Source organism: Pseudoclavibacter endophyticus (assembly GCF_008831085.1).
Classification (GTDB): domain Bacteria; phylum Actinomycetota; class Actinomycetes; order Actinomycetales; family Microbacteriaceae; genus Pseudoclavibacter; species Pseudoclavibacter endophyticus.
The window spans coordinates 1,647,088-1,668,224 of record NZ_WBJY01000001.1 but is presented as its reverse complement, the minus strand read 5'-3'; the positions used below and the strand labels follow the sequence as shown (position 1 = coordinate 1,668,224).

General features: G+C 68.9%; 16 protein-coding genes. 7 read left to right on the top strand and 9 right to left on the bottom strand.

Features of this window, described 5'->3' with window-relative positions; genetic code table 11:
- Positions 1 to 53: 53 nt before the first annotated feature.
- Together F8O04_RS07450 and F8O04_RS07445 are read left to right on the top strand one after the other, a co-directional pair.
- Complete coding sequence (locus F8O04_RS07450; protein WP_158028623.1) at positions 54 to 1,304, top strand: thiolase family protein; 1,251 nt, start codon at positions 54 to 56, stop codon at positions 1,302 to 1,304.
- Positions 1,301 to 3,439 (top strand): 3-hydroxyacyl-CoA dehydrogenase NAD-binding domain-containing protein, encoded by a 2,139-nt coding sequence (locus tag F8O04_RS07445; protein ID WP_158028622.1) that lies wholly within the window; start codon positions 1,301 to 1,303, stop codon positions 3,437 to 3,439. The genes F8O04_RS07450 and F8O04_RS07445 overlap by 4 nt, the downstream gene beginning before the upstream one ends.
- A 155-nt stretch (positions 3,440 to 3,594) precedes the next feature.
- Here the strand turns inward: F8O04_RS07445 and dxs are convergent, their stop codons facing one another.
- Positions 3,595 to 5,571, bottom strand: coding sequence for a 1-deoxy-D-xylulose-5-phosphate synthase (gene dxs, locus F8O04_RS07440; protein WP_158028621.1), 1,977 nt, complete (start codon positions 5,569 to 5,571; stop codon positions 3,595 to 3,597).
- A 313-nt stretch (positions 5,572 to 5,884) separates the two neighbouring features.
- Between dxs and F8O04_RS07435 the strand changes: the two genes are divergently transcribed.
- Positions 5,885 to 6,694, top strand: a complete 810-nt coding sequence (locus tag F8O04_RS07435) for a helix-turn-helix domain-containing protein (RefSeq protein WP_158028620.1) — start codon at positions 5,885 to 5,887, stop codon at positions 6,692 to 6,694.
- The gene (locus tag F8O04_RS07430; protein WP_192497426.1) at positions 6,691 to 7,119 is read left to right on the top strand and encodes a VOC family protein; all 429 of its coding nucleotides are present in this window, start codon (positions 6,691 to 6,693) and stop codon (positions 7,117 to 7,119) included. Before F8O04_RS07435 ends, F8O04_RS07430 begins: the two co-directional genes overlap by 4 nt.
- A gap of 191 nt (positions 7,120 to 7,310) precedes the next feature.
- Here the strand turns inward: F8O04_RS07430 and acnA are convergent, their stop codons facing one another.
- The 4 genes from acnA to dut form a co-directional block, all read right to left on the bottom strand.
- Positions 7,311 to 10,151 carry an aconitate hydratase AcnA gene (gene acnA, locus F8O04_RS07425; RefSeq protein ID WP_158028618.1) on the bottom strand — a complete coding sequence of 947 codons (2,841 nt, stop codon included), beginning with the start codon at positions 10,149 to 10,151 and terminating at the stop codon, positions 7,311 to 7,313.
- Positions 10,152 to 10,361: 210 nt separating this feature from the next.
- Complete coding sequence (locus F8O04_RS07420) at positions 10,362 to 11,102, bottom strand: DUF3159 domain-containing protein (protein ID WP_225734911.1); 741 nt, start codon at positions 11,100 to 11,102, stop codon at positions 10,362 to 10,364.
- Positions 11,092 to 11,928 carry a DUF3710 domain-containing protein gene (locus F8O04_RS07415; RefSeq protein WP_158028617.1) on the bottom strand — a complete coding sequence of 279 codons (837 nt, stop codon included), beginning with the start codon at positions 11,926 to 11,928 and terminating at the stop codon, positions 11,092 to 11,094. Before F8O04_RS07415 ends, F8O04_RS07420 begins: the two co-directional genes overlap by 11 nt.
- Positions 11,915 to 12,376, bottom strand: a complete 462-nt coding sequence (gene dut / locus F8O04_RS07410) for a dUTP diphosphatase (protein ID WP_188726216.1) — start codon at positions 12,374 to 12,376, stop codon at positions 11,915 to 11,917. Before dut ends, F8O04_RS07415 begins: the two co-directional genes overlap by 14 nt.
- 170 nt (positions 12,377 to 12,546) lie before the next feature.
- On the opposite strand from dut, the gene F8O04_RS07405 reads away from it, so the two are divergent.
- Positions 12,547 to 13,014 carry a DUF3093 domain-containing protein gene (locus F8O04_RS07405; RefSeq protein ID WP_158028616.1) on the top strand — a complete coding sequence of 156 codons (468 nt, stop codon included), beginning with the start codon at positions 12,547 to 12,549 and terminating at the stop codon, positions 13,012 to 13,014.
- A gap of 108 nt (positions 13,015 to 13,122) precedes the next feature.
- On the opposite strand, the gene F8O04_RS07400 is transcribed toward F8O04_RS07405, so the two are convergent.
- Positions 13,123 to 13,419, bottom strand: coding sequence for a DUF4193 domain-containing protein (locus tag F8O04_RS07400; RefSeq protein WP_158028615.1), 297 nt, complete (start codon positions 13,417 to 13,419; stop codon positions 13,123 to 13,125).
- 333 nt (positions 13,420 to 13,752) lie between these two features.
- Between F8O04_RS07400 and sepH the strand changes: the two genes are divergently transcribed.
- Positions 13,753 to 15,063 carry a septation protein SepH gene (sepH, locus tag F8O04_RS07395; RefSeq protein WP_188726217.1) on the top strand — a complete coding sequence of 437 codons (1,311 nt, stop codon included), beginning with the start codon at positions 13,753 to 13,755 and terminating at the stop codon, positions 15,061 to 15,063.
- A 28-nt stretch (positions 15,064 to 15,091) separates the two neighbouring features.
- Here the strand turns inward: sepH and F8O04_RS07390 are convergent, their stop codons facing one another.
- Entirely contained in the window at positions 15,092 to 16,243 is a 1,152-nt protein-coding gene (locus F8O04_RS07390) for an alkaline phosphatase family protein (protein ID WP_158028613.1), read from the bottom strand.
- Between the two features lie 66 nt (positions 16,244 to 16,309).
- Here F8O04_RS07390 and F8O04_RS07385 point away from each other — a divergent pair, with 66 nt between their 5' ends.
- Complete coding sequence (locus F8O04_RS07385; RefSeq protein ID WP_158028612.1) at positions 16,310 to 18,838, top strand: DNA gyrase/topoisomerase IV subunit A; 2,529 nt, start codon at positions 16,310 to 16,312, stop codon at positions 18,836 to 18,838.
- Positions 18,839 to 18,841: 3 nt separating this feature from the next.
- Here the strand turns inward: F8O04_RS07385 and F8O04_RS07380 are convergent, their stop codons facing one another.
- Both F8O04_RS07380 and F8O04_RS07375 read right to left on the bottom strand, forming a co-directional pair.
- Entirely contained in the window at positions 18,842 to 20,389 is a 1,548-nt protein-coding gene (locus F8O04_RS07380) for a sensor histidine kinase (protein ID WP_158028611.1), read from the bottom strand.
- Entirely contained in the window at positions 20,386 to 21,090 is a 705-nt protein-coding gene (locus tag F8O04_RS07375; RefSeq protein WP_158029147.1) for a response regulator transcription factor, read from the bottom strand. Before F8O04_RS07375 ends, F8O04_RS07380 begins: the two co-directional genes overlap by 4 nt.
- Between the last annotated feature and the right edge of the window lie 47 nt (positions 21,091 to 21,137).

Genomic DNA, 21,137 nt, shown 5'->3' with positions numbered 1-21,137 from the left:
CTCACCCGCTCCCTCTCTAGGATGACGGTAACGATCCAACCAATGGAGGCAGCGTGGGCAATCGCGACCGCGACGTCCTCTTCGTCGATGGCGTTCGAGTCCCCTTCGGGCGCGCCGGCGAAAAGGGCATGTACTGGAAGACCCGAGCCGACGATCTGGCCGTCAAGACCGTTCGTGCCCTGCTCGAGCGCAACCCGTCGATCCCGCGCGATCGTTACGACGACATCGCCATCGCGGCGACGACGCAGCAGGGCGACCAGGGGCTGACGCTCGGCCGCTCGGTTGGCATCCTCGCCGGCCTGCCCGACACCGTGCCCGGTCTCGCGATCGACCGCATGTGCTCTGGCGCCATGACGGCGGCCACCGCGATGGGCTCCGGCATCGCGTTCGGCGCCTATGACGTCGCGATCGCCGGCGGGGTCGAGCACATGGGCCACCACCCCCTCGGCGAGGGGATCGACCCGAACCCTCGCTTCGTGTCGGAGAAGCTCGTCAGCGAAGACGCGCTCAACATGGGCAAGACCGCGGAGCGCATCCACGACCGGTTCCCCCATCTCACGCGCGAGCGCTCCGACCGGTATGCCATGCGAAGCCAGCACAAGGCGGCGGCCGCATACGAGGAGGGACACATTCCGCCCGACCTCGTGCCCGTCGCGCTCGAAAGCGAGTCGGGCTGGGGGCTCGCCTCGCGCGACGAAACGCTGCGCCCCGACACCGACATGGCGACGCTCGCAACGCTGAGCACCCCGTTCCGCCCGCACGGCCGCGTCACGGCCGGCAACGCCTCCGGACTCAACGATGGCGCGACCGCGTGCATCCTCGCCTCGAGCCAGGCGGTCAAGGACTTCGGCCTCGAGCCGCGAATGCGCATGGTGCAATTCGCGTTCGCCGGCGTGGAGCCCGAGATCATGGGCATGGGCCCGATCCCCTCGACCGAGAAGGCCCTGCGTCGTGCGGGGCTCACGATCGACGACATCGGCCTGTTCGAACTCAACGAGGCCTTCGCGGTGCAGGTGCTCGCGTTCCTCGACCACTTCGGGATCGAAGACGATGATCCCGCCGTCAACCGCTGGGGCGGGGCGATCGCCTTCGGTCACCCGCTCGCCTCATCCGGGGTGCGCCTCATGAGCCAGCTCTCGCGTCAGTTCGAAGCCCACCCGGAGGTTCGGTACGGCATCACGGCCCTGTGCGTCGGCCTCGGCCAGGGCGGAACGGTCATCTGGGAGAACCTCAACTGGAACGGCAAGAAGCACAGCCGCGCCGCCGCCACCGGTAGCACCCCCAAGAAGGGACGCAACAAGTGACAGATCTGCGCACTCGATACGCCGACCTGCTCGCAGTCGCCGACGACGAGGTCGCCACGCGCGGGCTCGTGCGCGACGTCGACCTGCCAAGCGGCGCGACGCTCGCGCTCATCACCCTCGACAACGGACACGACTACAAGCGGCCCAACACTCTTGGCCCCCGTTCGCTCGTGGGGCTCGGCGAGACCTTCGCCCAGCAGCGCGAGCGGGCCGCACGCGGCGAGATCGACGCGCTCGCCATCACCGGCAAGCGGTTCAACTTCGCCGCGGGCGCAGATCTCTCGCGGGTCAATGACATCCCCTCACGCGAGGTCGCGGCACTCCTCGGTCGTCTGGGGCACGAGGTGCTGGGGGCGCTCACGGGCTTCGGCGTGCCGACGTTCACCTTCTACAACGGGCTGGCGCTCGGAGGCGGCGTCGAGATCGGCCTCAATTGCGACTACCGCACGATCGACGCGTCGGTTCCGGCGTTCGCACTGCCAGAGGTGTTCCTCGGCCTCGTTCCCGGCTGGGGCGGGGCCACGATCCTGCCGAACCTCATCGGTATCGAGAATGCGCTCAAGGTCGTCATCGAGAACCCACTCAAGCAAAACCGGATGCTCAAGGGCCCCCAGGTGGCGGAGCTCGGCATCGCCGACGTGATGTTCGAGCCGGTGAACTTCCTCGAGGACTCGCTGCGCTGGGCCGACGAGGTGATCACCGGTGCTCGCACGCCCTCGCGCCCGCACGAGCCGGGCAAGCTCGAGCGTCTCGCGAAGTGGGACATCGCGATCGGGATCGCGCGCAAGTCCCTCGAGGAGAAGATCGGCACGACGCCGGCCTCGCCCTACCGCGCGCTCGACCTGCTGAAGCTTGCCAAGTCGAATGACCGGGCGAAGGGGTTCGCAGCCGAAGACGACGCGCTCGCCGACCTCATCTCCGGTGACCAGTTCATTGCCTCGATCTACGCGTTCAACCTCGTGCAGAAGCGGGCCAAGAAGCCGGCCGGCGCACCGGATGCGACGCTCGCGAAGCCGGTCACGAAAGTCGGCATCGTCGGCGCGGGGCTCATGGCGAGCCAGTTCGCGACGCTGTTCGTCCGGCGTCTGCAGGTGCCGGTCGTGATCACCGATGTCGACCAGGCGCGCGTTGAGAAGGGCCTCGACTCCGTGCGTGGGGAACTGCAGGAACTGGCCGACAAGGGGCGCATCGGTCCGGACGAGCACAACCGCCTGATCGGTCTTCTGCGCGGCACGACCGACCGCCGCGAGTTCGCCGACTGCGACTGGGTCATCGAGGCCGTCTTCGAAGAGCTCGAGGTCAAGCAGCAGGTGTTCCGCGACATCGAGCAGATCGTCGCCGACGACTGCATCCTCGCCACCAATACGTCGGGACTATCGATTCCCGACATGGCGAGCGTGCTCGAGCATCCGAACCGCCTCGTCGGCTTCCACTTCTTCAACCCGGTGGCGGTCATGCCGCTCATCGAGGTCGTCAAGACGGGAACGACCGACGACACGACGCTCGCAACCGCGATGAGGACGGCGAAGGCGTTGAAGAAGACGGCGATCATCACGCGTGACACGCCTGGCTTCGTCGTGAACCGCATTCTGGCCAAGGTCCTCGGCGAGGCGATGCGCGCCGTCGACACAGGAACGCCGTTCGAGGTCGTCGACAACGCGCTTGACGACTTGGGCATGCCCATGTCGCCCTTCGAACTGCTCGAGCTGGTCGGGCTCAAGGTGGGGGCGCACGTGCTCGACACCAACCATGCCGCGTTCCCCGACCGCTTCTACCGGTCGGAGAACCTGCACCGGCTCGCCGACTACGGGAAGCTCTTCGATCGCGACGGCAAAGGCAAGATCAAGGGCTTCGACAAGCAGGCTCGCAAGATCGTCGCCGGCGGGAGCGAGCCGATCACGGCCGAGGAGTTCCAGCAGCGCGTCGAGGTCGGCCTCGCTGACGAGATCAAGCGAATGCTCGACGACAACGTCGTTGCCGCCGCGGAGGACATCGATCTCTGCATGATCCTCGGGGCCGGGTGGCCGTTCCACGCGGGCGGCATCACGCCGTATCTTGACCGTGCCGGTGCCTCGCAGCGGGCGTTCGGCGACACCTTCCATCACCCGCCGCTTCGAGGGGCTGCGCACCGCTGACGCGCTCGCGCCGGGCGCCTCGCTTCGGGAACGGGCTCGCGCTACCGGTGCGAGACGATTCGGTAGCCATGTACGCGCGGCGGAGCGCCATGGTCGCTAGCCCGGGTGATGGCCCGACCACGGGCTCGCGACGCCGGCCGCCGGGGCGGGCGAGGCTAGACGCTGCGGGTCGCCGCGTCGGGCGCTCGCTCGGCGTCGCGCGCTCGCTCGCTCTCGACCCCCCGCTCGGGGCGGGCATGGGGAACGCGGATGCCGAGCACCTGTGCGACGACGTCGCGCGCGATGCGCTGGGGCGTGAGCCCGGCCTCGGCGAGGATCTGCGCCCGCGAGCCGTGCGGGATGAACGCGTCGGGCAGTCCGAGTTCCGTGACCGTCGTGTCGATGGCGGCCGCACGCAGATCCTGGCGGATGCGCGTGCCGACTCCCCCGACGACGATGCCGTCTTCGATGGTCACGACGAGGCGGTGCGAGCTCGCGAGCTCGAGCACCGTCGCCGGCACGGGGACGACCCAGCGCGGGTCGACGACGGTCGCGCCGATGCCCTGCGCCTCGAGTCGCTCAGCGACCTCGATCGCGAGCTCGACCATCGGGCCGACACCGACGAACAGCACGTCCCGCCTCGAACCCCAGCGCAGCACGTCAACGCCGTCGCGCAGGCGCGCGCTCGCGACCAGTTCGCGACCGACGCTGCCCTTCGAGAACCGAACGACGGTCGGTGCGTCGTCGACGGCAACGGCTTCGCGCAGCTCCTCCCGGAGACGCGCTGCGTCGCGGGGAGCCGCGATGCGGATGTGCGGCACGGACTGCAGCAGCGCGAGATCCCACATGCCGTGGTGGCTCGGACCGTCCGGGCCCGTGATGCCTGCGCGGTCGAGCACGAAGGTGACGCCGGCGCGATGCAGTCCGACGTCCATGAGGATCTGGTCAAACGCTCGATTGGCGAAGGTGGCGTAGATCGCGACGACGGGGTGCATCCCCCCGAAGGCGAGGCCGGCGGCCGAGGTGACCGCATGCTGCTCGGCAATTCCGACGTCGAGGACACGATCGGGAAACGCCGCCGCGAACTTGGCGAGCCCGACGGGGCGAAGCATTGCCGCAGTGATGCCGACGATACGCGGGTCCTGTGTGGCCAGTTGCACGATCTCGTCGGCGAAGACGCCCGTCCACGACTGCCCGGCCGCGGCCGAGACGGGCTCCCCTGTGATGGGATCGATCTGGCCGACCGCGTGGAACTGATCGGCCGCGTCGTCGATCGCGGGCTGGTAGCCGCGCCCCTTCTGGGTGATCGCGTGAACGATTACGGGAGCGCCATAGTCGCGCGCCTGACGGAGCGTGTGCTCGAGGGCGCCGAGATCATGCCCGTCGACCGGGCCGAGGTACTTGATGTCGAGGTTCGAATAGAGCTCATCGGTGTTGGTGAAACGACTCAGGAAGCCGTGCACCCCGCCCCGTATGCCGCGGTAGACGGACCGGCCAAGTGCGCCACCGAACCGGCCGAATGCCTCGTCGCTCTGGCGCTGGAGCATCCGGTAACTGCGCTGGGTGCGGACGGTGTTCAAGAAGCGGGCGACGCCGCCGATCGTCGGGGCGTAGGAGCGCCCGTTGTCATTGACGACGATGATGAGGCGGCGGGCGTTGTCGTCGGAGATGTTGTTGAGGGCCTCCCAGGTCATGCCGCCGGTCAGTGCGCCGTCGCCGACGACCGCGACGACGCGTCGGTCGGCCTGTCCGGACAAGCTGAAGGCACGCGAGATGCCGTCGGCCCAGCTGAGCGACGACGACGCGTGCGACGACTCGACGATGTCGTGGGGCGATTCCTCGCGCTGCGGGTAGCCGGCGAGTCCCCCGCGCTCGCGCAGCCGAGAGAAGTCCTGCCGGCCCGTCACGAGCTTGTGCACGTACGACTGATGCCCTGTGTCGAAGATGATTGGGTCGCGGGGCGAGTCGAAGACCCGGTGGAGTGCGAGCGTCAGTTCGACGACTCCGAGGTTGGGGCCGAGATGGCCGCCGGTGCGAGAGACCTCGTCCACGAGGAACGCCCGGATCTCCTCCGCCAAACGCGTGAGCTTGCGCGCCGGCAGCCGCCGCAGATCCGCGGGACCGCTGATCGTCGGGAGGATCTGGCAGGCCATCGTGCTCCTGGGGTCGGTCGTCAATGCCGGGGCGGGCGTGCCCGAGCGGGCTCATGAGTCTACGCGCGACGACGCGGCTGACGCCGAAGCCGTGGACGGCGGGTGTGCGGACGGGCCCCGGCCGATCACCCGGAGTCCATTCCACCGGGAGACGGTGATCGATCGGCGCCGGTCAGCTGCCGCAAGACGAACGCTCACTCCCTCGCTGCCCCTTTTCAGCGCTCTCCACCGTGCCGGCGTCGGCTCGACTTCGACCGATTGAGCCAAGCCCGTTCTTCTCGCGGATTCGGGCGTCGCGTATCGCTGGTGTGGAATGGTGATCATGGAGTATCGGCGGTTTGCCCCGGATCCGCGCTTGAGCGAGACGGTGGAACACTATTGGCTGATCGTCGCGCCAGCACCCGTTGAGGAGATCCGCGCAGTGCTCATCCCCAACGGCAGGGCCACGGTGCAGTTCTGTCTCGGTGAGCCCGGTCATCGGCTCCGACCCGGTACAACATCGGTCGAGCTGAATGCTGACGTGCTGCTGCCCGTGACAACTGATCCCTATGTTCTGGTGCAGAGCGGCCCATCTCACTATGTCGGAGTGCAATTCACACCGTGGGGCGCAGCGACCGCGTGGCACGATGCGCCGCGCGAGCCGACTCCGATCGGTGACGTGGCTACGGGTCACCCAACGGACGCGGCACTGAAGGACGATCTCTGCGCCGCGCTCGACCGATGGCTCCTCGCGGAGCTGTCGCCCGGCCCGGTGCGAGGGCGACGGGATACTGTCGTCTCCGCCGTCCGGATGGTGGATCAGGACACCGAGGGGCACACCGTCGCAAGCCTGGGAGCCACACTCGGGGTGTCGACCGCGACGCTGTATCGCGCATTCCGCCGATGGATCGGCATCAGCCCGAAAGAGTACCTGTCAGTGCGTCGCTACGAACGCTTCATGGCCCGGCTGATTGAGCAGTCGCGAGGCAATAGCCCGGCGATGCTGGCCGCCGCCGCCGGGTACGCGGATCAGGCGCACGCCGCGCGCGAGTTCCGGCGGCACACCGGGATGAACGCGACCGCGTTCCGTGATCGTCTGGACGGAATCGCCGAAATGATGTTCCGCGACATGCCGCCACGGTGACCGGTCTGCCGCCGATCGAAGTGAACGATTCGTTCAAGACGGGGCAGTGCATTCGTCCTACGTTGGCCTGCATGGGACGAATCATTCATTTCGAGATCACTGCCGATGACCCCGAATCGACGGCACGGTTCTACGCGGACGCCTTCGGCTGGCAGAGCGAGACCTCACCCTTCGTGCCCGGATATCACCTCGTCGACACCGGCGACGGAAACGGAATTAACGGAGCGGTCATGAGCCGGGAGTACCGTCGACAGCCGGCGATCCTCTGGCTGGAGGTCGACGACATCCGTGACAGCGTCGCCGCTGTCGAAGCGGCGGGCGGGCGGCATGACGGAGCCGTGAATGAAATTCCCGGCCAAGGACTCGTCACCTACGTCACCGACCCGAGCGGCACGGCGATCGGCCTCAAACAACCCCTTCACTGATCGCGGATTCCCGATCGCTCGGCGGTTCCACCCCGGCCGGGCCCTGATCGTTGGAAGACCTGCCCGTACCGGCCACTGCCTATCAGCACGGAACAGCAAGCACCCCGCCAGGCCGAAGCCTGACGGGGTGCTTGTGCGACATTCCGCGGCAGCTGGCTACCGCCTCCTCGCTGAGCTTCGAACCCTTCAGCTCAGGAAGCGACGAGCTGCCGCAGCACGTACTGCAGGATGCCGCCGTTGCGGTAGTACTCGGCCTCACCGGGGGTGTCGATGCGCACGATCGCGTCGAACTCGACCGTCTGCTTGCCCTCGGCCGAGTGCTCGCTCGGTTCGGCGACGACGTGCACCGTCTTCGGGGTCACGCCTTCGTTGAGCTGCTCGAGCCCCGTGATCGAGACGACCTCGGTGCCGTCGAGCCCGAGCGACGACCAGCTGGATCCCTCGGGGAACTGCAGCGGAACGACGCCCATGCCGATGAGGTTCGAGCGGTGGATGCGCTCGAAGCTCTCGGTGATAACCGCTTTCACGCCGAGCAGGCGCGTGCCCTTCGCGGCCCAGTCGCGCGACGATCCGGATCCGTACTCCTTCCCGCCGAACACCACGAGCGGGACGTCCTGCTCCTGGTAGTTCTCGCAGGCGTCGTAGATGAACGACTGCGGGCCGTCCGGCTGCGTGAAGTCGCGGGTGTAACCGCCCTCGATCACCTTGCCGTTGTTGACGGCGGCGGTGAGCTCGTTCTTGAGGCGGATGTTCGCGAACGTCCCGCGGATCATGACCTCGTGGTTACCACGACGCGACCCATAGGAGTTGAAGTCCTTCTGCGTGACACCGTGCTCGGTGAGGTACTGTGCCGCCGGCGTGCCGGCCTTGATCGTACCGGCCGGGCTGATGTGGTCGGTCGTCACCGAATCCCCGAGCGTCGCCATCACGCGGGCGCCGGTGATGTCGGCGACCGGCTCGAGCTCCGTGCTCATGCCGTCGAAGTACGGGGCCTTGCGCACGTACGTCGAGTTCGTGTCCCAGTCGAAGGTCGGGCCGGTCGGCGTCGGCAGGTTGCGCCAGCGCTCGTCACCGTCGAAGACAGTCGCGTACTGCTTGATGAACTGCTCACGCGAGATCGACTCGTCGATGACCTGTTGCACCTCGTCGGGCGCAGGCCAGATGTCCTTGAGGTAGACCGGGTTGCCCTCGCGATCCGTGCCGAGCGAGTCGGCGTCGAAGTCGAAGTGCATCGAGCCGGCGAGCGCGTACGCGACCACGAGGGGGGGCGAGGCGAGGTAGTTCATCTTGACGTCGGGGCTGATGCGTCCCTCGAAGTTCCGGTTGCCCGAGAGCACGGCGGTGACGGCGAGGTCGTTGTCGTTGATGGCCGACGACACTTCTTCGATCAACGGGCCCGAGTTGCCGATGCAGATCGTGCACCCGTAGCCGACCGTGTAGAAACCGATCGCCTCCAGCGACTTGTCGAGCCCCGACTTCTCGTAGTAATCGGTGACGACCTTCGACCCCGGCCCGAGCGTCGTCTTCACCCACGGTTTCCGGTCCAAACCCTTCTCCACCGCCTTCTTGGCGAGGAGTCCGGCGGCGATCATGACCGTCGGGTTCGACGTGTTGGTGCAGGAAGTGATCGCGGCGAGCGTGACGGCGCCGTTGTCGAGCACATAGGAGTAGCCCTCCTTCGTGTCGACGCGCACGGGATTGGACGCGTGAGCGACGCTGCCGCTGCTGATGATCACGGTGCCGTTGGTCTCGTCGTCTTTTCCGGGAGCGTTGCCGGGGTCGGACGCCGGGAAGGAGTCCTGCGACTCGAGGTCGACGATGTCGTCGCTCGATGACACGCTCGCGTAGCTGACGATGTCCTTCTCGAACTGCTCCTTGGCCTCCGACAGCAGGATGCGATCCTGCGGACGCTTGGGGCCGGCGATCGAAGGGACGACCGTCGAGAGGTCGAGCTCCATGTACTCGCTGAACTCGGGCTCGCGGCTCGGGTCGTGCCAGAGGGTCTGCTCCTTGGCGTACTGCTCGACGAGCGACACCGCGTGCTCCTCGCGGCCGGTGAAGCGCAGGTACTCGAGCGTGACGTCGTCGATGGGGAAGATCGCGGCGGTCGAGCCGAACTCCGGGCTCATGTTGCCGATCGTCGCGCGGTTGGCGAGAGGGACCTCGGCGACGCCCTCGCCGTAGAACTCGACGAACTTGCCGACGACGCCGTGCTTGCGGAGCATGTCGGTGATCGTCAGCACCACGTCGGTCGCCGTGACCGCCGGTGGGATCTCGCCCGAGAGCTTGAAGCCGACGACGCGCGGGATGAGCATTGAGACGGGCTGGCCCAGCATGGCGGCCTCAGCCTCGATGCCGCCGACGCCCCAGCCGAGCACGCCGAGGCCGTTGACCATGGTCGTGTGCGAGTCGGTGCCGACGCACGTGTCGGGGTAGGCCCGGAGCACACCGTCGACCGTGCGGTCGTAGATGACCTTCGCGAGGTGCTCGATGTTGACCTGGTGCACGATGCCGGTGCCGGGGGGAACGACCTTGAAATCGTCGAATGCGGTCTGGCCCCAGCGGAGGAACTGGTAGCGCTCGCCGTTGCGCTCGTACTCGATCTCGACGTTGCGCTCGAGGGCGTTCTCGGTGCCGAACACGTCGGCGATGACGGAGTGGTCAATGACCATCTCTGCCGGCGAGAGCGGGTTGATCTTGTTCGGGTCGCCGCCGAGCTCGGTGACGGCTTCGCGCATCGTCGCGAGGTCGACGATGCAGGGCACGCCCGTGAAGTCCTGCATGACGACGCGCGCGGGGGTGAACTGGATCTCGGTGTTCGGTTCGGCAGATGGGTCCCAGGCCCCGAGCGCGCGAATGTGATCAGCGGTGACATTGGCGCCGTCTTCCGTGCGCAGCAGGTTCTCGAGCAGAACCTTGAGGCTGAACGGGAGGTCCTCGTACCCCTCGACCTTGTCGATGCGATAGATCTCGTACTCGGTGCCATCGACACGCAGCGTGTCCTTGGCGCCGAAACTGTTGACTGCAGTCACGTCGGTTCTCCTTCGTAGCGACATTCGGTTCGGGTGCCCAGTCCCATTATGTCGCCAGTCGTTCGGCAGCCGTCGTGAGGGGCGCTCTGGCGTTCGGCACGCGCGGCTGCGTTCGTCGTCGATGTATCTCGACGTCGAGATAATTGTACGCGATCGCGCTCAGAATGCGAACGCGATGCGGGGCGTTTCGCGCGCCGCGTGGTACACCCGTCAGCCGCCGTCAGCTCGTCGGGAGGCCTCCACGGCGCCGCGCTCCGCGTCGCCGTCGCCGAAGCCAGCCGCCCGGAACGCGCCGCGGGCGAACAGCGCCGTCACGACGAGCAGCACGCCGTACATGGGGGTGCCCATGACGAGTCGAGTGACGCCGAGCGCTTCAACGTTGCCCGCGAAGTAGAGCGGCAACTGCACGGCGAGCCGCAGCGCGAAGAACACGACCCACCCGAGCGTCACGAGCGTCATCCACCGCTTCAGCCTGGCGTTGGCGCGCCAACGCCCGCCCGCATTGAACAGCAGTCCAGCGAGGACGCCGATGAGCGGCCAGCCGACCACGACGGACACGAGGAACGCCGCCCCGTACGCGCCGTTCGTCCAGAACCCCGTGAGGTAGTAGTCGATGCCGTCGCCGCTGCGGATGGCGAGAAATCCTGAGATGACGGCGCCGAGGAGACCGGCGATGGCTGGCATGGCGGTCTGCCTCGCGATGAGTCGCGCCACGATGAAGACGACGCCGAGCGCCGCAGGGACGCCGACCGACCACCACAGGTCGCCCGTGAACGTGAAGAGCACGAGGAAGGCGAGACCCGGTACAACCGCTTCGACGATGCCGCGCACCCCGCCCATCGCGGCCAGGAGCGATCGACCCCCGAGGCCGCCCTCGACCACGCGGCCGAGTGCGCTCGCTCGCGCAGCGTCGGCGGCCGATCGCGCGCGGTCGTCCGGCTCAGCCGTCACGGCGCTTCGACGAGCGCCCCTCGGCGCGCTTCGAGTCGGGTGAGGGGCTGGATGCCCCACCGGAGTCGACCGTGCCGGCCACCTTCGCGGTCTGTGCGGCCCGGGGCTGCTTGGCGTCGGCCATGTGCTCGGCCATGGCCTTCGGAACGACGAGCGGGAGGAGCTCGCGCGGCGGCATGGCCTCGTCACCCCGAACGACCACGATGCTGCGGAAGAGCTCTTCCATCGCGTCGCGCGCGGCTTCGTCGCGGAGGGCCTCGCCCGTGAGCACGCCCCGGAGGAACCAGCGCGGGCCGTCGACACCGATGAACCGGGCCGATCGGTGCCCCACTCCCCCCGACGCCCCCTTGGCGACCGGCAGCTTCGTGTCGAGCACGGTCCCGAGGGCCGCCTCGACCTCTTCGGCCTGGCCGCCCTGTTTCTCGACCTGCTCCACGAGCTGACGACGGATGGGGTGCCAGAGTCCCGACGACCGCGGGGCGGCGAACGCCTGCACCTGCATGGTGGATCCCTGATAGTCGAGAGCGACGGCGACGAGGCGCTTTGTGCGCTCCTCGACCTCGAGCCGGAGGCCGAGACCGGTGCGAGCCGGCACGCGGATGGCCCCGAGGTCGACGTAGCGCTTGGCCGGATTCGCCTCGGTCACGTCGAACGGGCCGCGCTCCTCGCGATCGTCGGGCGCAGACTTGTCGTCGAAGCGTTCGTCATCATCGTCATCGCCCTCGTCAGCGACGACGTCGGAGTCGAGGTCGTCGTCGGCGACGAGCCGATCGGCCTTCTGTCGCGGCGTATCGTCGTCGCGGCGCAAGAAATCAAGCAGCCCCATCGGATGCCTCTTTCGTGGTCGTGTATCCGGTTGAACCGAAGCCCGCTTCGCCTCGCTCGCTCTCGGACAGCTCGCCGACCGGCACGAACTCGACGGGCGGAATCGGTATCACGATCAGCTGCGCAATCCGGTCGCCCGCCTCGATCGTGTAGGTCTGCGCGGCGTCCGTGTTGAGCACGATCACTTTGAGCTCACCGCGGTACCCCGCGTCGATCGTGCCGGGTGAGTTCACCAGCGTTATGCCGTGCTTCGCCGCAAGGCCACTGCGCGGGACGACCAGTCCGACGGTTCCCGACGGCAGGGCGATCCGCACCCCCGTTGGCACGACGGCGCGGGCTCCGGGCGGCAGGATGGTGCGCTCCGCCGCCGTGAGATCGGCCCCTGCATCATCCGGGTGTGCGAATCGGGGCTGGTCGCCGACAACGGGCACGCGGATCGGGGAAGTCACGACCACTACCGTACGCCACGGCGATCGGACGATGAGCATCCCTCGAGGGCGCCTGAGGGTGGCGAACGGACGTGCGATCGGTCGTGGGATGGAGCGCCTCCTCACCGGGCGCACAGTGATCGCGGGCCGCGCGTCCAGGGCGCACCGGCGCAACGTGCTGGAATAGGGGCATGAATCGGTACCACGAGCGCGTCTGGCCCTCGGCGTGGATGTTCATCGCAGCGCTGCTCGTGATTCCCGCGACGGTGCTCGTGTTCCTCCGCATCAACGTGTGGGTCGGCGTGTTCCTCGGGATCGCGATTTACGCCGGCTACGTCGCGCTGCTGATCGTGGCGTCCCCCGTCGTCGAGGTGTCGAATCGGCAACTGCGCGTCGGGAGTGCACGCATCCCCCTCACGGTGACGGGCGACGTGACGGCCTACTCGACCCGAGAGGCCGCCCGCGTGGCTGCCGGCCCGGACCTCGACGCCAGGGCGTGGCTGTGCCTTCGCGGATGGGCTCCGACCTCGGCTCGCGTGGACGTGACGGATCCCGTCGACCCGGTGCCCTATTGGCTGTTCTCGACCCGGAACCCGGATGCCGTGCGCGCGGCCATCGAAGCCGCCCGCGCAACGCAGGCGCGCGACGACCTCCGGTGAGGAGTGCGCGCGAGCGGTACTGCGGGCACGCGAAACGCCCGCCGATGTCGGGAGCACCGCGAGCGTTTCGATAATGCCGGACCTGGCCGCGTGACGGGCCGGTACGGCTTAGAGGCCGGCGCAGTCCCGGCAAATGGGGCCGTCGGCGGTCTTCTCGGCGAGCTGCGAACGATGCTGGGCCAGGAAACAGCTCACGCACGTGAACTCGTCCTCCTGGACCGGGATGACGACCGTCTCGAGTTCGACGTCGGCGAGGTCGGCCGCCGACAGGTCGAATGAGCCCGGGTTGTCGGCATCTTCGGCATCGACGCTGCCCGACATACGGTCGGGAACGCGCTCCTTCAGGGCCTCGATCGAATCCGCCTCGTCGTCGGTCTTGCGCGGTGCGTCGTAGTCCGTTGCCATGCCAGTCCAAATCTCTCTGCCGCGGGCTGGGTCACCGACGGCGCCGACATACTGCACGACGCGATGCAGGAGTGCAACTCGATGCGGGCGTGTTCGCCGTCAACGCAATTCGCGACGGTCACGCGACCCGGGTCGAGGTCGATCCTGCGGACTCCCTCGTGCCCGCCCGCCCGCGGCGCGAGCAGGAGGCAGCAGGGCAGATTGGGCGGCGCGCCCGGCCGCCATCGCCGTATTCGTCCGGCGCCGTGTGATGCTGTGGCAAATCAGGCGTCGCAGTGGCGTCGACACGACGTCGCAGTGGCGTCGACACAGGGCCCCGCGAGGAAGACGGACATGCAGGAACTCAGGTTTATCGCAGCCGACGACGCTGCGCTCATCGTGTCTGACGAAGCCGGCGAGCAGTACCGCGTCATCGTCGATGACGCGCTTCGCGACGCGCTGCGGCCGAGGCCGCACGTGCGCGCCGAGGCGCCAAGGGTCGCTCCGCGCGAGATTCAGCAGCTCATCCGATCCGGCCGCACGGTCGACGAGGTCATCGAGCTGACGGGAGCCGAGCGCTCCGACGTCGAACGCTTCGAGGGACCGGTCCGCGCCGAGCGCGCGCATATCGTCAACCAGGCCCGCCTCGTCAGGGTGCGCGTGCAGCCCGACGCCGACCCGCTCGACCCTGACGCGGCGACCTTCGGTTCGGTCATCGATGACCGCCTGGAGGCGCTCGGCGCCGCATCCATCGAGTGGGATGCGTGGAAGGACCCGGAAGAGGGCTGGCGCATCGGTCTCGAATTCGCCGTTGAGGGCATCAGCCGGGACGCCCTGTGGGCCTACGATCCGCGAGCCCGCGCCCTGTCGCCGCGGAACCCCGCCGCAGTGACGCTCTCGCAGCAGGGCGAGCTGTCATCGCTGCAGGCGCCGCGGCTGCGGGCCGTCGAGCCGGAGCTCCCCGACTTCGCGGGATCGCTCCACGAACCGGGCGAAACGCAGCCGACCGATCCCGCGAGCCAGGCGGCGTCGTCGGGCCCCGAGGCTCGCAACGGCGAGAGCCCAGTGCCGTCTCGGGCATCAGACCCGCGTGGGGCCGGATGGGTCGGGGCTGCCGTCGCGGACATCGGCCAGCAGCGTACCGATTCGCCGCGCGACGAGACGGCGGATCTGCTCGAGCAGCTACGGCGCCGCCGAGGTGAGCGAACGCACCAGCCCTTCGAGGAGTTCGACGACGAGACCGGCGATCCTCTCGACGCGGCGCACGGCGAACTGGGCGATGGCGTTGAGCCGGACGGCGGCGAACTCCGCCCCGCTGCGCCGTCGACCGTGACATCCCTCTCTTCCGTACGGGAACGCTCGAACCGCACCCGCGAAGGCACGTCGACCATGGGCCTGGACGACACCGGGGCGGAAGCCGACGAGACACCGGGCACGGAAGGCTCCGGCCCGGACGAGGCGGTGGCGCCTCCGACCGGTGCCGGCCGGGTCCGCGCCGTCGACGTGCCGCTGGATGGGTTCGAGACCTCGGACGACAGCCCGCGTCACTCGTCCCGCACGGCGCTCGTCGGCCGCGGCACGACTGGCCCGGTGTCGCGGAAGCGCGGACGCGCCTCGCTGCCGAGCTGGGACGAGATCGTCTTCGGCACTCGCAGCGACGACTGACCGCAGGGCTCCGGGCGGGTCGTGCGCCTCACTCGATCGTGAAGGCGCCCTTGCGGATGAGCGGGACGATGGTCTCCTCGGGCGAGACCGAACCGTGCTGGCCGATGACGTCACGCTGGCCGCCCTGCATCCACTCGGCGTAATAGGTGACGCCCCTCGTTGCGGCGACGATCACGTCACCGAGGCGAGCGGCGGCGGCGGGGTGGACGTGGCCGGGATCGCCGTACCACCCGGCGGCGAGCGCGTCGCGCCGCGTGATGGCCGTCGCTCGGTCCCCCTCCGCCGAGTTCCAGCGGGCGGCGAGGCGCTCGGCGTCGGCGCGGGTCGCGTCGTCGCCAAGGGAGAGATGCCGCAGCCGCGGTTCCCCGGCGACCGCGACGACGCCCTCGAGCAGCTCCGAATCCGCGGGGATGTCGCGCTGGCGTTCCCGGGGGATGTCGAGCATGCCGTGGTCGGCCGTCACGAGAAGTCCGACGTCATCGGGGAGACCGGCCTCGAGCGTCGCGAGCGCAGCGTCGGTCTCCTCGAGTCGCTCGATCCACGCGTCCGACTCCCAGCCGTGCTTATGGCCCGCCTGATCCAGCTCCGCGACATAGAGATACACGAGCGAACGGTCGGATGCCACGGCGTCGAGCGCGCGATCGACCCGGTCCGCGATCGTGTCGCCGACGATGTACTCGGCACCGCGCAGAGACGCGCGCGTGAGGCCGCTCGCCTCGTACGCCGAGAGCCCGATGGCGACCGGGCGCAGGTCGCCCCGGTCACGGAGCGTCTCGAAGACGGTCGGCTGCAGCTGCCACGTGTACGGGTCCATGTCGGCACCCCAGCCGTGGAGCTGGTTTCGCACCAGGCCGGCCGGGCGGTCGTAGAGCGAGTACCCGCAGAGGCCGTGCACACCGGCAGCCGTCGCCGTCGTCAGGCTCGTGACCCCCGCGACGGTCGTCGAGGGAAAGCTGTGGGCGGTGTGCTTCCTGCCCCACCCGTGCATGAAGCGGCGGGCGTGGCCGGCACGCGAACGGAGCATCCCCGCCCCCAGTCCGTCGACGAGCATGACGACGGCGGCGCGCACGGGCGCAAGGCCCAGCATTCCGACCTCGCCCCGCATGGCGGCGACGCAGTTCGGCAACACGTCGGCGAGCGTGGGCCGCCCCGTCGCGGGGCTCATTAGCATGGTCGACATCGTGCCCCAGTCTTTCACAGCGGGCGTTCACGCTCCGTTCCACAGCCGTCACCTTCGAAGGTACCCATGAGTCGTCCCCCCGCAGAGCCCGCCTCGACCCCCGAGGAGCGCATCGTCGACATCGATGTGTCCTCCGAGATGCAGACATCGTTCCTCGAGTACGCGTATTCGGTCATCTACTCCCGCGCACTGCCCGACGCCCGCGACGGCCTCAAGCCGGTGCAGCGGCGAATCCTGTATCAGATGCGCGAGATGGGCCTGCGGCCCGACCGCGGGCACGTGAAGTCGGCCCGCGTCGTCGGCGATGTCATGGGGCGCCTGCATCCGCACGGCGACACGGCCATCTACGACGCCCTCGTGCGCCTGGCCCAGCCGTTCGTGCAGCGCGTGCGGACGATCGACGGGCACGGCAACTTCGGTTCGCTCGACGACGCTCCTGCGGCGCCGCGATACACCGAGGCGAGGCTCGATGCGTCGGCGATGGCGATGACCGACGACCTCGACGAAGACACGGTCGACTTCATCCCCAACTACGACAACTCCATCCAGCAGCCCGAGGTGCTGCCGGCGGCGTGGCCGCACCTGCTCGTGAATGGGGCGAGCGGCATCGCCGTGGGAATGGCCACGAACATGGCCCCCCACAACCTCGGCGAGGTCATCGCGGGCGCACGTCATCTGCTCGAGCATCCCGACGCGACGCTCGACGAGGTGATGGCCTTCATCCCTGGCCCCGATCTGCCGTCTGGTGGGATCATCGTCGGCCTCGACGGGATCCGGGAGGCGTACGCGTCGGGCCGCGGCGCATTCAGAACCCGCGCCGCCGTGTCGATCGAGCGGGTGACCGCGCGCAAGCAGGGCATCGTCGTCACCGAGCTGCCGTACCTCGTCGGCACCGAGAAGGTGATCGAGAAGATCAAGGACGGGGTGCAGTCAAAGAAGCTCGCGGGCATCGCCGATGTCGCCGACTTCACCGACCGCACGAACGGCATGCGCCTCGTCATCGAGATCAAGACGGGCTTCGCGCCCGAGGCCGTGCTCGAACAGCTGTACCGCTACACGCCCCTCGAGGACACGTTCCACATCAACAATGTGGCGCTCGTCGACGGCGGGCCGCAGACACTCGGCCTTCTCGACCTCCTCCGCGTCTATCTCAAGCACCGGATGAGCGTCGTGCGTCGCCGCAGTACATTCCGGCTCGCGCGCCGGCGCGAGCGACTGCACCTCGTCGAAGGCCTGCTCATCGCGATCGTCGACATCGACGAGGTCATTCAGATCATCCGCAGCTCGGATGACGGTGCGGAGGCGTCGACGCGGCTGCAGCAGGTGTTCGACCTGTCGGAGGCGCAGTCGGAGTACATCCTCGAGTTGCGGCTGCGACGCCTCACGAAGTTCTCCCGGATCGAGCTCGAGGCCGAGGCCGACGAACTCCGTCGGGCGATCGCCGAGCTCGAAGCCCTGCTGGCCGACGAGACGATGCTGCGCCGCAAGGTCAGCGACGAACTTGCAGCGGTTGCCGAGCAGTTCGCCACGCCGCGCCGCACGGTGCTCACCGAGGCGGCCGCCCCCGCCACTGGCAAACAGAGGAAGTCGGCGGCCCCGAGCGCCGAGGAGCTCCGGCAGGCCGAAGCGCCGACGCGCGTCATCATGTCGGCGACCGGCCGGATCCTTCGCGTTGACGTGACCGAGCCCGGCGCCCCCATCCCGGCCGCCCGACGTCGATCAAAGCACGACGCGATCGCCGCCCGCATCGAGACGACCGTGCACGGGTCGTTCGGCATCGTGACGAATCGCGGTCGACTCTTGCGCCTGCCGGTCGTCGCGCTGCCATCCGCGCCGGCGGCGTCCGTGCTGCTGAGCGCCGGTGTGAAGGCGCGCGACTACGCGGGGCTGACCGATCGCGGCGAGCGGGTCGTGGGACTCGTGCCGGTCGACGGCGCCGAGCCGATCGCGCTCGTGACCGCCCTCGGCGTGGTCAAGCGCGTGGTCCTCGGCGACCTCGGCAAGCTTGCTGAGGCCGACATCATCACGTTGAAGCAGGGCGACGAGGTGCTCGCCGCCGCCGTGGGACGCGACGAGGACGAACTCGTGCTGGTCGCCGACGATGCCCAGCTGCTGCACTTCCCTGCTTCGGCGGTGCGGCCGCAGGGTCGACCGGCGGCCGGAATGGCGGGCATCAAGCTCGCCGACGGCGCACGGGTGCTCGCCGCCCGCATCCTGTCACCCGCAGAGACGGAGCGCGCGGAAGTGGTCACGATCGCGACGTCGACGGCCGCGCTGCCCGGCACCGACACGGGCTCGGCGAAGGTATCGCCGTTCGCCGAGTTTCCCGCAAAGGGACGCGCGACGGGGGGCGTTCGAGCGCACCGGTTCACGCGAGGCGAGGACCGGCTGCGGCTTGCCTGGGTGGGCGCCGAGCCCCGCGCGGTCGCGGCCGACGGCGCGGTCCGCGACCTGCCGGCCGGCGGCGCGAAGCGCGACGGGTCCGGGGCGGCGCTGGAGGCGAGTATCGACGCGCTCGGCGGCCCGGTCGGCGACGCCGCCGCCCTCGGCTCGGACGATGTCGTCGCGCGCGACGACGCGCCCGGCGAGGCGTAGTCGCTAGGCCGTGGCCGAGTTCGTGCGGTCGCCGGATTCGGTGAGCTCGTCGTTCGAGACGGGCAGGCAGACCACGAAGGAAGCGCCGGTGCCGTCGTCGTCGGCGCGCGTAGTCGCGTCGACGTGGTCGGCGGTCACGTCGCCGCGCTGGTAGCGGATCGACCCGCCGTGGGCGTCGACGAGCGCAGCGACGATCGCGAGCCCGAGCCCCGTGGAGCCGTGGCGGCGCGATCGCGACTTGTCGTTGCGGGCGAAGCGCTGGAAGAGGGTGGGTTCGAACTCGGGATCCACGCCAGGGCCGGAATCGGCGACCACGAGCTCCACGGTGCCGTCGCGCGGCGGTCGCACGCGAAGCGTCACCCGCGTGCCCTCCGGGGTGTGCGTCGTGGCGTTGCGAAGCAGGTTCGCCACGATCTGCGTGATGGCCGAATGGTCGCCGTCGACGAAGACGGGTTCGTCGGGGAGCTGCGTGCGCCACCGCCAGTCGGGTGAGACGGTGCGGGCATCGTTCACGGCGACCTGACCGAGGTGGCAGAGGTCGACCGGCTCGGAGCGCAGGCCACCCTGTCCCTCGTCGAGGCGCGAGAGGAGGAGGAGGTCGCCGACGAGCATCGTCATTCGCGCAGCCTCCGACTCGATGCGGGCGAGCGAGGCCTCCGTGAGCGGCGGCAGGACGTCGCTCTCCTGCCGTGTCAGCTCGGCGTACCCCTGGATCGAGGCGAGGGGCGTGCGCAACTCATGGCTCGCGTCGGTGACGAACTGGCGCATTCTGCGATCGGTCTGGGCGCGGGTCGCGAGCGCCGCGTCGACGTGCTCGAGCATCCGATTCATGGCACCGGCGACGCGGCCGGCCTCCGTGCTGTCGTCGATGTCGCGGTCGTCGAGCCTCGGGATGCCTTGGACATCGCCGCTGTGGAGCGGCAGCGACGAAACGACATCGGCCGCCCGCGCGACCCGTTCGAGCGGCCTCGTCGCGAAGCGGACGATCATGACCGTCGCCATCGCCATGCCAGCGAGCACGAGGAGGCCGACGATGACGGTGGCCAGTGTCGACCACGTTGCGGTGGTCTGCTGATCGGCGAGTGACACCGCGGCGATGAGCCGCTCGCCGTGCACGTTGTCGCGCACCTCGACGAGGTGCGTGCCGAGGCCGGGGATGTCGAAGGTCGTCCGCTCGCCGTCCGACCATTCCTGCGACTCGATTGCGGTGACCGCGGCGGCGGAGAGCGGGGCAGGCGACTCATCGGAGAACACCGCCGAATCGGTGACGGCGCCGTCGACCATGACGGCGATGACACTGCCGGCTGCCTGCGAGGTGTACTCGACGAACGGCTTGTGGGGCCGGTCATGCGGACGCGCCGAATGCCCCTTCTCGACCATCCGGTCGAGGCTGGTCAGCGAGTTGTCGAGCTTGTCGTCGACCATGCTCGAGACGGCGGTCGTAGCCACCCAGGTGGTCGCGACGCCGAGGAGCAGCAGGCCCGCGGTCGTCAGCGCCACGAGCGCGAGCGTGAGCCTCGCCCGAAGCGACTTCGGCAGAAATCTCCTCATGATGCTGCACGCAGGGCGTAGCCGACGCCACGGATCGTATGGAGCATCGAGGGCCGCCCGAAGTCGATCTTCTTCCTGAGATAGGAGACGTAGAGGTCGACGATGCTCGTGCGTCCCGCGAAGTCGTAGTTCCACACGTTGTCGAGGATCTGGGCGCGGGAGAGCACGTGCTCGGCGTTCTTCATGAAGTACCGCAGCAGCTCGAACTCGGTTGCCGTGAGCGCGATGGCCCGGTCGCCGCGGCGCACCTCGTAGGTCGCTTCGTCGAGGCTGAGGTCGCCGACCGTCAGGAGTTCGCCGCCGGCCGGAGGCTCGTCGATCACGCGCCGGAGGAGCCCCCGAAGGCGGATCACCAGTTCCTCGAGACTGAACGGCTTCGTCATGTAGTCATCGCCGCCGGCCGCGAGGCCGAGGATGCGGTCGTCGACCGAGTCCTTGGCCGTGAGGAAGAGCGTCGGCGTGTGCCGCCCCAGCTCCCGCATGCGGTGCAGCACCCTCAGGCCGTCGATGTCGGGAAGCATGATGTCGAGCACGACCACGTCCGGGCGTTCAGCGCGGAACCGCCTGATGGCCTCATTCCCCTCGGACGCGGTCGTGACGCGCCACCCCTCGTACGAAAGCGCAACGCTCACGAGCTGCGCGAGCGACTGCTCGTCATCGACGAGCAGCACGCGGATGGGCGAGCCGTCGGCACGGGTCATGCGCGGCAGCTTGGCGAGGACGGCTCGCCGGCGGGGTGTCCCTTCGA

Excerpts from the sequence above, each read along its gene's own strand:
- F8O04_RS07380 (WP_158028611.1), bottom strand. The coding sequence starts at position 20,389 with ATGAGGAGATTTCTGCCGAAGTCGCTTCGGGCGAGGCTCACGCTCGCG.
- F8O04_RS07435 (WP_158028620.1), top strand. The coding sequence starts at position 5,885 with ATGGTGATCATGGAGTATCGGCGGTTTGCCCCGGATCCGCGCTTGAGC.
- F8O04_RS07385 (WP_158028612.1), top strand. The coding sequence starts at position 16,310 with ATGAGTCGTCCCCCCGCAGAGCCCGCCTCGACCCCCGAGGAGCGCATC.
- F8O04_RS07400 (WP_158028615.1), bottom strand. The coding sequence starts at position 13,419 with ATGGCAACGGACTACGACGCACCGCGCAAGACCGACGACGAGGCGGAT.
- sepH (WP_188726217.1), top strand. The coding sequence starts at position 13,753 with ATGCAGGAACTCAGGTTTATCGCAGCCGACGACGCTGCGCTCATCGTG.
- F8O04_RS07415 (WP_158028617.1), bottom strand. The coding sequence starts at position 11,928 with ATGGGGCTGCTTGATTTCTTGCGCCGCGACGACGATACGCCGCGACAG.
- F8O04_RS07375 (WP_158029147.1), bottom strand. The coding sequence starts at position 21,090 with ATGACCCGTGCCGACGGCTCGCCCATCCGCGTGCTGCTCGTCGATGAC.
- F8O04_RS07405 (WP_158028616.1), top strand. The coding sequence starts at position 12,547 with ATGAATCGGTACCACGAGCGCGTCTGGCCCTCGGCGTGGATGTTCATC.
- F8O04_RS07390 (WP_158028613.1), bottom strand. The coding sequence starts at position 16,243 with ATGTCGACCATGCTAATGAGCCCCGCGACGGGGCGGCCCACGCTCGCC.
- dxs (WP_158028621.1), bottom strand. The coding sequence starts at position 5,571 with ATGGCCTGCCAGATCCTCCCGACGATCAGCGGTCCCGCGGATCTGCGG.